The organism is Murimonas intestini (assembly GCF_024622195.1).
GTDB classification, from domain to species: Bacteria; Bacillota; Clostridia; order Lachnospirales; family Lachnospiraceae; genus Murimonas; species Murimonas intestini.
In genome coordinates, this window is sequence record NZ_JANKBI010000001.1 from 475851 (window position 1) to 490289 (window position 14439).

Sequence of the window (14439 nt, forward strand, 5' to 3'; positions counted from 1 at the left end):
AGTATATAATAAAAAAAACGGTAACCCCCGGGAGGATATTCTATGAGCGATGTTTTATTTTCTGTATTCCCAAATGAGCGTTTTGTCGACCTCTCGCTTTTCCAGTATGGCTATGAAAAATGTGATCCTCTTCATTCCTACGGCCCTTATATACGCAATCATTATCTTTTCCATTATGTCATTTCCGGAAAAGGTGTCTTAAACGCTACAGATTCCAAAGGGATCACAAGGAAATTCGAGCTGGCCGCTGACACAGGCTTTCTTATTTATCCGGGACTTGTGAACACCTATTACGCTGACGAACACGAACCCTGGGAGTATACATGGATTGAATTTGACGGGATCAAGGTCCGCGAATCCCTGGAAATGGCCGGACTTGCGGAGGAAGCTCCTGTTTATGTCCCCAACTATCCGGAGCTTGGGGCCATTCTGAGAGATGAGCTGCTCTATATTGCAAGCCATTCCCAAGCCTCGCCGCTCAACCTCACAGGTCATCTGTTTCTGGCCCTGGATGCCCTTATCACCTCGTCATCTTCCAAAAAACGCCTTCAGGAAGGCAGGCTGAGGGATTTTTATGTGCGTGAAGCTATCGGTTTCATTGAACAAAACTATGCACAGAACATCACTGTGGAAGATATGGCCAGAGGCTGCAGCCTGAACCGCAGCTATTTCGGAAAAATCTTTAAGGAGGCCCTCTCCCAGAGCCCCCAGGAATTCCTGATCCATTTCCGCATGTCCAAGGCTGCAGAACAGCTGAAAACCACAGACCTTCCCATCAGCAAGATCTGCGGCTCTGTAGGCTATCCCAACCAGCTGCATTTCTCAAGAGCCTTCAAAAATGTATACGGCATCTCACCCAGCCAATACAGGTTAAAGAATAAAATCCGGGAACCGTAAAGACGTCTGACGGCCGCCTAAAGCCCGTCAGGACTTTATCAGCTTTCCAGTTCAAACGAATGGAAATTGATGCTTCCCTCCCCTGTAAATCTGAAATACAGCTGCGCCCTGTCATCATGCAGGTTCAGCTTTGATTCCATAACAGCCGCAGGGTTTCCCGTATCCACGGGGATCCTGCAGCAGACGCTGCCCTCAGGGCCGCTCATAACTTCCATGTATCCTTTTCCATTTCCTGATATCTCTATCCTAATCCTTCTCGTCTCAGTAAGGTCAAAATACTTGAAGCCTGCAACAGCTCCGTCCTGCATATTCGCTATGTACTGATCCCCCTGCTCCTCTCTGTCTTCTCCTGTCTGTGTAAAGTAGGGATGAACTGATAAATCACCGATCTCATAAATAAATCCCGCACCATCTTTAGAAAAAAGAGAACATGCTATTGATGCCTCATACCTGCCTGTCCCCCTCAGCGGTTTTCCGTTGAGTCCGCAGCTTGTAATCTCAGCCTGCAGGATCCTTCCGTTTTTGTCAAACTCTATAGGCTCTGCGCATCCCTGACGGGAAAACGCATGCTGGTTCGTATGGCGGTGATAGAAAATATACCACTGATCCTTTACCCTGACCATACCTCCATGATTATTTCCGATATAATTAGAAGAATGCTTTGTTGTCCAGCCGTTTAACCCTACATCACCATTTGAAACAACCGTTCCCCCATAAGAATATCCTCTGTCAGGATATCTGCTGACAGCATAACAGAGCTCATGGCTGTTGATTGAAGAATATATAAAATAATATGTACCGCCTGTCTTTCTGATCGAACTTGCTTCAAAGAAAGCGTGACCCTCGAATTCTGTGCCCGCAGAATAAGACACCTGAGGTATAATGCACACAGGCTCTCCTTTCACTGTCAGCATATCACTCTCCAGTTCCATGCAGTATGCCCCCTCATAGCGCCGTCCATGCATAAACTTTTCCTCACTGGACTCGCTTACAGGCGCGCCAAACCCGGTATAGAGGAATACTCTTCCGTCATCATCCAGGAGGACTCCCGGATCAAACTGATAAATATCTCCCTTCGCCTCACCCACAGCCGCCCCTGATGCATGGCGCACTTCCCCATAGTATTCAAACGGGCCTGTGGGAGAATCCCCGGCCGCCACCGCCATAATACCAATCATATCAAGTGTGTAATACAGATAATATCTTCCATCCGGCCCTCTGACGATATCTGGGGCATACATGTAATGCGTGCCGTCCGCATTTCTTGGATCCTGGCTCCTTCTGTATATTACTCCCTCACATCTCCAGTCTGACAGATCGTCCACAGGCGCAGACCAGCATACATAATCATTCATGCAGAAAGCTTCCCCATTAAACTTATCATGGGAGCCATATACATAAAGCCTGTCCCCAAACACATACGGCTCCCCGTCCGGGATGTACTCACAGCTTGGCAGATAAGGGTTGAATGCCTGTTTTTTCATCTACTATACCTCCTCATTATTTTTCCAGATAATATGGCTGCCCGCCGGGCTTCTGCCTTCCATGACAGAGCCCGCGGGCAGCACTTCAGTTTTCAATTCCTATTGCCTGTCCGGCATATCTTATTTGATGCCCAGGACGGCATTGCTGTCCTGCCCTTCTGTATATTCCAGTGTGATCTTATCTCCCACATTATACTTGATGATATTCAGGTAATCTACAACAGACACGTCATAAATCTCATCACTGCCTTCCAGCATGATGTAATAATGTGAATTCCCATCAATGACTCCCTGTGCTATCTTCGCTATTTTCCCTGAAGCAGTCTTGATAGACTCTGTATCTGTCGTAGTGATGCCACCCTCTTTAAGCAGGTTGATATATGCCTTCTCACATTCAGATACTGTATCGCCTATAGCCACATTCTGGTATTTCTGGATATTGACCATGGCATACTTCTTAACAAGACCTGCGCCGTCCTTCAGCGCCATGAAGTACGTAGGCTCCCCTGCAATATTTAACAGCAGCGGGAAGGTCGCCTTGTATCCTAAGTTCTGCACCTGTCCCTCAGCAGAGCCCATGGCAGAGTATTCCTCCGCCCCTGCTATGTCATATCTGCGGCATTCCATGGTCCTCTGGTTCATGAGCACAAAGCCCACATTAGACTGGTCACCGCTCACGGAGGTGATGCCTGAATATACCCAGACATCATCATCCATTGCCAGGTAGTTATAGCCGTCTGTAGTTTTCAGGCACCCCTTCTGTCCCAGGATACTGTTAAAGTATCCGTTCTGGAGGCTGCCGTGATAATCATACAGCTGGATCAGAAGATCTGCCGAGAACACATGGTCAACCCACGTAGGACAGTCCTCCACAGTATAATCCTGCGTCTCCCCTGTTATGGCATTACAGAGCACCACTCTTCCTATAGTTACCCCGCCGAACAGGCCAATGTTAAACTTCTTTACAGGGCACACCCAGTACGGTGTTCCCTCATCATCTATCTCAAAGCTCAATGTATCAAAAATATATGTCGGATAACGGAATCTGAGATGTCTGTTAATATTCCTGTTAAAGTATTCTGACTGGGAATACTTGATAGGCTGGTCCAGCTTGACAAGCTCTGTATTCTGGTTTGCCATATCGATCCTTATATAAGCCGGAATTCCCTTTGACTGGTTTGTCAGCCACTTGATCGGGCTGGCATATACAAGCGGTGTAACCCTCACAGGCATATCCTGGTAATTGATCTGGGTATACAGATTGCTCACCTCAAACTGAGATACCATGTCTACCATGCTTCCCATTTTCCTGTTTCCAAGAAGCGCTGCAGAATCCTTGTCCAAAAGAGGGATCTGGTTATAATTTACTTCTTTGATATCCTCTGTAAAGTCCCTGCTCTGTGCATTGATGAGCGCCTGATACTTCTTGGCATTCACGATCGGAGAGGACAGTACGCTGCCGCCCAGATACACGATTACGATCAATATCAGGACTCCGATGCCGATCTTTAATCCTTTGCTGTCTTTCACATCATCTACAGTGCGCACCTTTTTCCTGAAACCATAGATAACAAGTATAAATACCACTGCAACCATAAGAAATGTCCAGAACCCTGATGCATGGATATTGATTGCCGGCAGATTTACGTAGTAATAAATTCCTGCCAGGATAATCACAGCCAGTACTGCTCCGATTTTTAATCCTATTTTTTTCATAATCCTCCTTTGGCATTTTGCCTTTACTGATAATTTTGTATGACTATCTGTATGCTCCTCTTATCCCTGAATTCATTTACAGAAGGATAATAAGTGACGGACATGGAAATATTATTTTCCCGCTGCTGCAGCATCTTCTGCACTTCACCCGGCCCGAACTTTTCACTCAGATAGTCCAGCATCTTATTCACATCCCCGAAATACATGGCGTCCATCACGGTACCTGACTGGTTCAGCACCTGGAACTTCAGTACATTCCTGTTTTTGCCAAGAATTCTGGCTCCTGTGACTGTCAGGCCTTTTTCAGCAAATACAGGCTTTGTATTGCCTTTTCCAAAAGGCTCCAGAAGCTCCAGTTCACCTATCAGCTTTTCCGTTATGTAATGGATGGGCATAGGGACGTCAATTGTTATTTTAGGAATAAAGTCTTCATCTGTCAAGGCTGCCTGCATATTTATTTTTTTTCTGAAGAGCTCCACATTCTCTTTCTCCAGTGTAAGCCCTCCCGCCATGGGATGCCCCCCGAATTTTACGAAAAGCTCCTGAACAGACATCATCCCCTCAAACATATTATAGGCCTCAATAGAGCGGCCTGATCCCTTTACCTTTCCTTCTGAATCTGTCAGCACAAAAACAGGCTTATTGTATCTTTCCCTGATCCGCCCCGCTATGATCCCCGCAAGGCTCTCGTGGCAGGAGGGCAGATAAACAACAAGTACCTTATCCAGCTTCAGCGCCCCTTCCTCGATGATCTTTATGGCTTCTTCCAGGCCTTCTGACGTCATCTGCTTCCGCTCATCATTCAACTGCCTCAGTTCAGCTGCCAGGAGGGCAGCCTTCTCCCCGTCTTCCTCAGCGAGCAGCGCCAGAGCCTTTTTAGCAGTGTCCAGCCGGCCGCTGGCATTTATACATGGTCCTAATACAAAACCTATATGATATGCACCTATGTGGGCATCCTCCAGCCCGTTCTCATGTATAAGAGCCCTAAGCCCCGCATTGCCTGTCCTGCGCAGCATCTTCAGCCCTTCTTTTACAAGGATCCTGTTCTCGCCCTTTAAGTCCATCACATCCCCAACAGTTGCTATCGCCGCATATTCCACAAAAGCATCAGCCTCCTCTTCCGGAAGCCCCATGGCTCCATAGAGGCATCTGATAAGCTTATAGGCTACGGCAGCCCCGCAGAGCCCTTTAAACGGATATGCACAGTCAGGCCTTTTGGGATTGACTACTGCATCTGCTTCAGGCATCTTAAGTACTTTCTCTCCTTCTTTCTCATCGAAATGAAGTTCATGATGGTCTGTGACGATCACACACATACCCAGCTTCTTAGCATAGGCCACCTGTTCAATTGCCGCAATCCCATTGTCACAGGTGAGGATCGTGTCGGTCCCGTCCTCATATGCCTGCTGTATGAGCTGCTCATTGATACCATAGCCGTCCCTGATCCTGTCAGGTATCTCAATGTCCACATTTGCCCCGCATCTTTTCAGGCCCGACAACAGGATATAGGTTGAACACACCCCGTCAATATCATAGTCTCCTATGACCCTTACAGCTTTCTGTTCTCTTATCTTCTCAGCCAGGATACCGGCCGCTTTATCGCAGTCCATGAGCAGATGGGGGCTGGCCAGGCTCTCCAGCGTGCCTGTCAGATATTCCTCTATTTCTTCTTCTGTGACCACATCCCTGTTTCTGATGATCCTGGCTGTCACCTGGTCGATATGGAATCTCTCAGCTATTGCGGCAAAATCTGCCCGCTTGGCCGAAACCACCCATTTTTCCATAATGTTCCTCCTCTGTATAGTCAAAGAGGCGCTGCACTCTGCAACGCCTCCGCTAAAATTATTACTTGTTTTTCTTAGATGTTACTTTTTTAACTTCATCCTGCTTTTTCAATGACTTTGTCTTCATAACATACCACAGCGCTCCTGTGATGCACACTGAAGAGTATGCTCCGCAGAGGATACCTACCATCAGAGGAAGGGCAAATTCCTGAATGGAAGGCACACCCAGTATGTAGAGGGCAGCCACCATGACAAATGTAGTAAAGGAAGTATAGATACTTCTTGTCAGAGTCTGTGTAATACTCTTATTTACAACGTCAGCAATGGTATCCTTCTTCTGCATCAGCTTCATATTTTCACGGATACGGTCAAAGATAACGATGGTGGCATTGATAGAGTAACCAACGATTGTCAGCATACATGCAATAAATGTATTGCCCACGGATACCCATGCTATAGCGTAAAATGCAAGTACAACAAGCACGTCATGCACAAGGGCGATAACTGCACTCGTGGCAAAGCGGATATCTTTAAAGCGGAACCAGATATAGATCAGCATACAGATCGTAGCTATGATTACTGCTATAATTGCATCGCTTCTCATCTCATTGCTGATCGTAGAAGAAATACTCTCTGCAGTTATCAGGCTCTCATCAACTCCGAACTTATCTGCAAGCGCCGTATTCAGTGCTTCCCTTTCGTCCAGGCTGAGTTCTCTTGTCTTAATGATGACCTGGTTTGTGCCCGCCACCTTCTGTGTCTGTATGTTTGCATCATTTGTGATCTCCTGTACGACCGGCTTCACCTGAGAATCAATGTCAGCGATAGTCAGGTCTTCATTGAAGGTCACATCTGTGGAGGTACCGCCCTTAAATTCCAGGCTGTAATTCAGCGCTCCGCCTGAACTGCTGTGCACAAGCATGGTCAGAGGACCTGCCAGCACAAGAACGATCGAGATCACAAAGAATATATGTTTCTTGCCAAGGAAATTAATTACTTTTCTTTCCTTCTGTCTTCCATAGTATTTCTCATCCTTAACGCCCAGGGCAAACAGAGCATTCATGAGAAGCCTTGATACAACAAGAGCTGTAAACATGGATAACACGATACCAAGAGCCAGCGTCTGTGCAAAGCCTTTGATACTTCCCATTCCCATAAGTCCAAGTACTGCCGCTGCGATCAGGGTAGTGATATTGCCGTCCACAATCGCTGAGAGAGCCTTCTGGAAACCTGACTGTATGGAAGCCTTCACACTCTTATCAGCAGCTATCTCCTCACGGATACGTGCGTAGATAATAACATTGGCATCTACGGCCATACCGATACTCAGAATGATACCTGCTATACCGGAAAGGGTCAGCGTAATATCAAATGCGTTTAACATTACCAGCATCAGCGTGGTATAGATCAGCAGTGAGATACTCGCAACTACACCAGGGACACGGTAAACAATGATCATGAATATGATAACAATGATAAGGCCTATGATACCTGCCAGAAGGCTTGTAGAAATAGCTTCCTCACCCAGCTGTGCACCGACCACATTAGAGCGCAGCTCTTCCAGTGTCAGTGAAAGTGATCCTATACGGATATAGGACGCAAGGCTTTCAGCTGCTTCCTGGCTTCCCATCTTTGTAATATAAGCCACACCGCCTGTGATGGCTGCTTCTACTGTAGGATAGCTGATCGTCTCACCATTATAAATAATATAGATCGGCTTTCCGATATTATTTGTAGTAGCTTCACCGAACTTTTTCGCGCCTTCATCTGTCAGACGCAGTTCAACAGAGTACTGCTTATTTCCCATTTCATCCGCACCTGCCTGTGCAGAAGCAGTCTCCACATCAATACCAGTGATAACCACCTCTCCGTCCTGGGTCTTAAATTCCAGAGAACCAGGCTTTCCTAAATCCTCCAGGATCGCATTTGCATCTGTAACGCCAGGGATCTCGATATTGATCCTGTCACTGCCTTCCTGATAGACCTGTGCCTCTGTGCTGTACTGGTCTACACGCTGCTGCAGCTTATAAATAGTATCTGCCATATCTTCAGCAGACGGCGCCTCATCCCCCACTACCTGATACGTTATGCTGACTCCGCCAGCCAGGTCAAGACCTGTCTTGATGTTCTTTGCTGAACCTGTCCCGGTAGGTCCAAATCCAATTCCCGCTGTAAAAGACAGCAGGCCTAAGACCAGGGCTGCCAGAACAACCACTAAAATTGCTCTGTTTTTCTTCATTTCTTTTTCTTCTCCTTCTGTTCCTATTCTTCACTTTCTTCTGCCAAAGCAGCCTTTATCATGATGGCGCACTCCACACGTTTTCTCTGGAGCTCGCACCCGATATCATAGGCATCATTAATCGAGCCGTGAAATTTATAGGAGTTGGCTGCGCATCCGCCGCTGCAGTAGAATCTGGCAAAGCAGTCCCTGCATTTGTCCTTGGCATAGACATTACATCCTTTAAATTCTTCCTGGATATCCTCCCGCTTTATTCCGTCAAAGACATTTCCCATAAGAAATTCTTCCTCTCCGACGAACTGATGGCACGGATAGAAATCCCCCCACGGTGTCACTGCCAGATATTCTGTTCCGGAGCCGCACCCTGATAATCTCTTATAGACACAGGGGCCTCCTGTCAGATCGATCATAAAATGGAAAAAGGTAAATCCTCTTCCTTCTCTCTCCCTTTTCACCATCTCTGCGGCAAGCTTATCATACTCTTCGCATATTCTGGCGATGTCTTCTTCGCGGATGGCATACTCTTCCTCCGGCGAGGCTACCACCGGCTCCACCGATACCTGTTTAAATCCCATATCGGCCAGATGCAGCACATCCTCTGCAAAATCCAGGTTTTCATGCGTGAAAGTTCCTCTCACATAATACTTCTCCTGGTTTCTGCTGTCAGCAAATTTTTTGAACTTCGGTACGATCAGATCATAGCTGCCGCTGCCGTTCCTGAAAGGCCTCATTTTATCATTGACTTCTTTCCTGCCGTCAATGCTGAGGACTACATTTGCCATCTCTTTATTGCAGAATTCCATAATCTCATCATTTAAAAGAACTCCGTTTGTGGTCAGCGTAAACCTGAAATTCTTATCATGGAGCTTCTCCTGACTGCGGCCGTATTCCACAAGATCCTTTACCACCTGCCAGTTCATCAGAGGTTCCCCGCCGAAGAAATCCACCTCCAGGTTCCTTCTGTTCCCTGAATTTGCAATCAGAAAGTCCAGAGCCTGTTTTCCAACCTCAAAACTCATCAGAGCCCTGCGCCCATGGTATTCCCCTTCTTCAGCAAAGCAGTAGCGACAGGCCAGATTACAGTCATGTGCGATGTGGAGACAGAGGGCTTTTACTACCGTAGGACGTTTTTTGAATGCCTCGATCGACGGCTTGTAGTTATCTTCTGTGAATAAGAACCCTGCTTCCTTCAGTTCCCTGCAGTCAGATACGGCCTCTTCTATTTCTTCAATACCGTATTTCTCTTTCAGACTGCTGACTATGTTCTCATCTGGTTCTCCCTTTTCCATAAAAGGAATCACATCGTATACTACGTCATCCACCACATGCACTGCACCGCTGTTAACGTCCAAGACTATATTATAGCCATTATTTTTATATTGATGGACCACTTTAATCCCCTTTCAACTCAATTCCATAACAAAATACCCGATTGCCGCCCGTTCCCAAACAAGCTATCGAGTATCCGGAAGTACTTATTTTCTGCGGCTTGACCGCGGTTCTGCGAACAGTGACAATTTAAGTACAATAAGCAGCGGATCAATATCCGCTGCTTATATCATTATACTTATTTATTATTTTCGCAGCTCTGATTTCCTACTGTACAGGATGTCTTGCATGCTGACTGGCAGGAAGTCTGGCATTCTCCGCAGCCGCCTTTTTTCAAGGTGTTCTGTAAAGTCTGTGTATTCAGTGTCTTGATATGCTTCATGCTATTAGCCTCCTCACTTTGATTAACTTTTGCTATTATAGCATAAGTATCAAGATTTTTAAAGTACTTTTTTACTCTTCGTTTGTATTGACCTTACTTGCCCTCTCAGCCACTTCTTTAGCCTGAACATCTGACGGAGCCTGCTCATAGCGTGCAAACTCATATGAGAAATCACCGCTGCCTCCTGTCATAGAGCGAAGCGTTGTGGAATAGCCGTAGACCTCTGTCATAGGAATATCAGCCTCAATGACCTGGTTGCCCTTGTGGTCAGGATTCATACCCAGCACACGGCCGCGGCGCTTATTCAGATCACCCATGACATCTCCTGTATACTTGTCAGGAACTGTCACTTTCATGGAAGCGATCGGCTCAAGGAGTACCGGTGAAGCTTCCATAAAGCCTTTCTTAAATGCCTGGACGGAAGCTGTCTTAAATGCCATCTCGGAGGAGTCTACCGGATGATAAGATCCGTCATAGAGCACTGCCTTGACGCCTACAACTGGATATGCGGCCAGAGGGCCTTTCTGTACGGCTTCCTGGACTCCTTTTTCTACTGCCGGGAAATAGTTTTTCGGAACTGCTCCGCCTACTACTTCCTGATCAAATACATAAGCTGTCTCTAAATCTCCTGAAGGCTCAAAGCGCATCTTAACGTGTCCATACTGTCCATGTCCGCCTGACTGTTTTTTATATTTAGCTTCCACATCAGCTTTTTTGCGGATAGTCTCACGGAAAGCCACCTTCGGCTTATCCAGTTCGATCTCGATTTTATATTTTGTATTCAGTTTGCTCTGAATGATATCGATATGCTGGTCACCCATGCCGTAAATCAGTGACTGATGGTTCTCAGCGTCATTGACAGCCTTCATGGTGAGGTCCTCATGCATCATCTTTGTCAGTGCCTGGGAGATCTTATCCTCATCACCCTTGTTCACCGCTTTATACCTCTTATAAGTATACGGTGTGGAGACCTCGATCCTGCCGTAGCGGATAGGCGCAGCCTTTGTGGAGAGAGTATCGCCGGTACGTGCCTTGGCAAGCTTGCCGATAGCGCCGATATCTCCTGCGTGCAGCTCCGGTACCTCCACCGGCTTGCTTCCTTCGAATATGTAAAGCTTATTCAGCTTCTCTTCTGTATCCTTATCGATATTATATAAGGTATCATCATTCTTGATAACGCCGGAGCATACTTTTATAAGTGAATATTTTCCGATGAACGGATCCACGATTGTCTTAAAGATAAGGGCGGATTTAGCTTTTGAGAAATCATAATTCGCCTCGAATATCTCATTTGTCTTTGTGTTGATCCCATTGACACTCCGTTTGTCCGGGCTCGGGAAATACTGTACGATATCATCCAGCAGGTTGGCAACGCCCTGAACATTTACGCTGGACCCCATAGCCACCGGTACGATCGTCCCATCATCCACATTTGCCGTGAGGGCCATCATGATCTCTGCCACTGAGAACTCATCACCTGAGAAATAGCGATCCATAAATTCTTCACTTGTCTCAGCAACTGCTTCCAGAAGTGACTCGCGGTATTTCTCCAGGTATTCCATAGAATATTCCGGAATCTCACACTCTACTTTATTTCCGCGGTCTACCCACCTTCTGCCCGCTTTTTTAACTACATTTACATATCCGACAAACTTCTCATTCTCACGGATGGGCAGATGGATAGGAGCTATCTTCTTTCCATAGAGATCTGTCAGCTTCTCAACAACTTCACGGTAGCTGGCATTATCCACATCCATGTTCGTCACAAAGAACATTCTGGGGAGTTTATATTTCTCACAGAGATCCCATGCCTTCTGAGTGCCTACTTCCACTCCGCTCTTGCCGGAGACTACGATTACGGCTGCGTCTGCCGCTGCCGCTGCTTCTTCAGCTTCACCGACAAAATCAAAGTATCCCGGTGTATCCAGCACATTGACTTTTGTATCGCCCCAGATTACGGGAACCATCGTCATATTAATTGAAAATTTTCTCTTGATCTCTTCTTTATCATAATCACTGATGGTATTTCCTTCTGTAACATTTCCAAGCCTGCTGGTAATTCCGCCTAAGTAAGCCATCGCCTCTACAAGGCTAGTCTTTCCTGCTCCGCCATGACCTAAGATGACGACGTTTCGAATTTTGTCCGTTGTGTAAACCTTCATATACATATCCTCCAATACTAGTTATTTGAGAACGTTTCACACGTATCTCTTCGAATAAGTCTATGGATACATTTTACTAAAATTGTCATAATATTTCAAGCTTTTTATCCATTTTTACCAAATATTTTTTTAGGGGTGCAAAAAGGCCTTATTTACAGGCTTTTCTCAGGTTTTCTATTGGAATTTCCATGGCTTTTGCCTGTAATGAGAACCGCGCATAGATTTTTCGCACTTTAACGCAACATAGTGTTGACACATTTCCATTTCGATAGTAGAATGTATGTTACAGAAAATCCGTGCTCCAAAAGAGTCAGAAAGAAAAGGTATATATTATGATTATTGTAATGAAACCGCATGCGTCACAGGCGTCTATAAATAATGTGACAGAAATTGTCAAGTCAAAGGGTCTTCAGGTTCATCTCTCTCAAGGTGAGGAAGTTACGATCATCGGTGTTGTGGGCGATAAGACAAGACTGGCCAACCAGAACCTGGAGCTTGCTCCCGAAGTAGATAAAATAGTCCCGGTAACAGAGAGCTACAAGCTCTCCAACAAAAAATTCCACCCGCAGCCCACCTATGTAAAGGTAGGCAATGCAGAGATAGGTCCTGACACAATGACGATCATGGCAGGCCCCTGCGCAGTGGAGTCAGAAGAACAGCTCATGCTCATAGCCAGGGCAGTTAAAAAGGCTGGAGCTACTTTTGTGCGCGGAGGAGCATATAAACCCCGCACATCCCCTTATTCCTTCCAGGGTCTGGAGGAGGAGGGCCTGCGTTATATGCAGACAGCCAGAGAAGAGACCGGTCTCTCTACTATCTGCGAAGTGATCAGTGAAGCGGCTATTGAGGCGGCTGCAAAATACGTGGATATGATCCAGATAGGCGCAAGAAATATGCAGAATTTCCAGCTATTAAAAGAAGCCGGGCGTTCCGGACTTCCTGTCCTGCTAAAACGCGGCCTGGCCGCCACAATTGATGAATGGCTGAACGCAGCGGAATACATTATCTCTGAGGGGAATCCAAATGTAGTTCTCTGTGAGCGCGGTATACGTACCTTTGAGACAGCCACCAGAAATACTCTCGATATCAGCGCAGTTCCTGTCATAAAGGCAAAGTCCCATCTTCCTATCATAGTTGATCCAAGCCACGCCACGGGAGTAAGGAACTATGTAGCTCCCCTTGCCAAATGTGCCATAGCTGCAGGCGCTGACGGACTCATGATCGAGGTACATAACAACCCTGCCTGCGCGCTCTCCGACGGGCCGCAGTCACTTACATTTGAACAGTTCGATTCACTGACTGACGAACTGGCGCCTTATGCAGAACTGGCAGGAAGGAAATTCAGATGAAATCAGACTTTACGGCCGGATTTATCGGCCTTGGATTGATAGGAGGCTCTATAGCAAGGGCGATCCGCTTCTTCTACCCTGACGCGCGTCTGATCGCACATACGCGCAGCCGTTCCACCCTGGACTATGCCCTGGATGAGAATATCATTGACGAAGCATATGACGGGATCTCTGAAGCTTTTGGCAGATGTGACTACATTTTTTTGTGCGCCCCTGTGGAAACAAATGCATCCTGTCTTGAGCGCCTTAAGCCCCTGATCGGAGCTGACTGCATCCTTACCGATGTGGGCAGCACAAAGACGGATATCCATGAGAAGGTCAATGTCCTGGGAATGCAGAAGAACTTTATCGGCGGCCATCCTATGGCCGGTTCAGAAAAGACAGGTATACAGAATTCGAAAAGGCATCTGATAGAAAATGCCTACTATGTGCTGACGCCTTCAGAGGAAGTTTCCCAGGAAATGCTTAAGAGGATGGAAGAACTTGCATCTTCTCTCAAAGCCATCCCCCTTATACTGGATTACCATGAGCATGATTATATAACAGCCGCTATCAGCCATCTGCCCCACATCATTGCATCCACCCTGGTAAATCTGGTCAGGGATTCCGATAATGAAAAAGAGACTATGAGGACAATGGCAGCCGGAGGTTTTAAGGATATCACCCGGATCGCCTCCTCTTCCCCTGAGATGTGGGAGCAGATCTGCTCTGCCAACAGAGACAATATAATAAAAGTGCTGGATAACTATATTAACAGCCTGATCTCGGTAAAGTTCGCCCTGGCCGAACAGGACGCCGGTGAGATATACAATCTCTTCTCCGCCTCCCGGGAATACAGGAATTCCATCAGCGATACTTCCAGCGGTCCGCTGAAAAAAGTATACGCCATCTACTGCGATATGGTAGATGAAGCCGGCGGAATTGCTGCGCTCTCTACCATACTTGCCACAAATGGCATCAGTATAAAAAATATCGGCATCGTCCACAACAGAGAATTTGAGGAAGCAGTGCTGCGCGTGGAATTTTATGAAAAAGAAGCTGAGGAAAAGGCCGTGGCACTATTGAGACGGTACCGCTACACAGTATATGAAAGATAG

At 46.6% G+C, this 14439-nt stretch carries 10 protein-coding genes; 3 read left to right on the top strand and 7 right to left on the bottom strand.

Features of this window, described 5'->3' with window-relative positions; translation table 11 throughout:
• Window positions 1-42 precede the first annotated feature (42 nt).
• The gene (locus tag NSB28_RS02250) at window positions 43-897 is read left to right on the top strand and encodes an AraC family transcriptional regulator (protein ID WP_109624406.1); all 855 of its coding nucleotides are present in this window, start codon (window positions 43-45) and stop codon (window positions 895-897) included.
• A 38-nt stretch (window positions 898-935) separates the two neighbouring features.
• Here NSB28_RS02250 and NSB28_RS02255 read toward each other — a convergent pair whose 3' ends face one another.
• From NSB28_RS02255 to NSB28_RS02285, 7 genes are all read right to left on the bottom strand, one after another.
• Window positions 936-2381 (bottom strand): family 43 glycosylhydrolase, encoded by a 1446-nt coding sequence (locus NSB28_RS02255; protein WP_109624405.1) that lies wholly within the window; start codon window positions 2379-2381, stop codon window positions 936-938.
• Window positions 2382-2501: 120 nt separating this feature from the next.
• Window positions 2502-4097 carry a hypothetical protein gene (locus NSB28_RS02260; protein WP_109624404.1) on the bottom strand — a complete coding sequence of 532 codons (1596 nt, stop codon included), beginning with the start codon at window positions 4095-4097 and terminating at the stop codon, window positions 2502-2504.
• A gap of 23 nt (window positions 4098-4120) precedes the next feature.
• Window positions 4121-5881 carry a single-stranded-DNA-specific exonuclease RecJ gene (gene recJ / locus NSB28_RS02265; protein WP_109624403.1) on the bottom strand — a complete coding sequence of 587 codons (1761 nt, stop codon included), beginning with the start codon at window positions 5879-5881 and terminating at the stop codon, window positions 4121-4123.
• Window positions 5882-5942: 61 nt separating this feature from the next.
• Window positions 5943-8120 carry a protein translocase subunit SecD gene (gene secD / locus NSB28_RS02270; protein WP_109624402.1) on the bottom strand — a complete coding sequence of 726 codons (2178 nt, stop codon included), beginning with the start codon at window positions 8118-8120 and terminating at the stop codon, window positions 5943-5945.
• Window positions 8121-8143: 23 nt separating this feature from the next.
• Window positions 8144-9511, bottom strand: a complete 1368-nt coding sequence (scfB, locus tag NSB28_RS02275; RefSeq protein WP_109624401.1) for a thioether cross-link-forming SCIFF peptide maturase — start codon at window positions 9509-9511, stop codon at window positions 8144-8146.
• 176 nt (window positions 9512-9687) lie between these two features.
• Entirely contained in the window at window positions 9688-9831 is a 144-nt protein-coding gene (scfA, locus tag NSB28_RS02280; RefSeq protein ID WP_109624400.1) for a six-cysteine ranthipeptide SCIFF, read from the bottom strand.
• Between the two features lie 71 nt (window positions 9832-9902).
• Window positions 9903-11993: an elongation factor G gene (locus NSB28_RS02285; protein WP_109624399.1), complete on the bottom strand. Its 2091-nt coding sequence runs from the start codon at window positions 11991-11993 to the stop codon at window positions 9903-9905.
• Window positions 11994-12325: 332 nt separating this feature from the next.
• On the opposite strand from NSB28_RS02285, the gene aroF reads away from it, so the two are divergent.
• Together aroF and NSB28_RS02295 are read left to right on the top strand one after the other, a co-directional pair.
• The gene (gene aroF, locus NSB28_RS02290; RefSeq protein WP_109624398.1) at window positions 12326-13342 is read left to right on the top strand and encodes a 3-deoxy-7-phosphoheptulonate synthase; all 1017 of its coding nucleotides are present in this window, start codon (window positions 12326-12328) and stop codon (window positions 13340-13342) included.
• Window positions 13339-14439, top strand: coding sequence for a prephenate dehydrogenase (locus tag NSB28_RS02295; protein ID WP_109624397.1), 1101 nt, complete (start codon window positions 13339-13341; stop codon window positions 14437-14439). Before aroF ends, NSB28_RS02295 begins: the two co-directional genes overlap by 4 nt.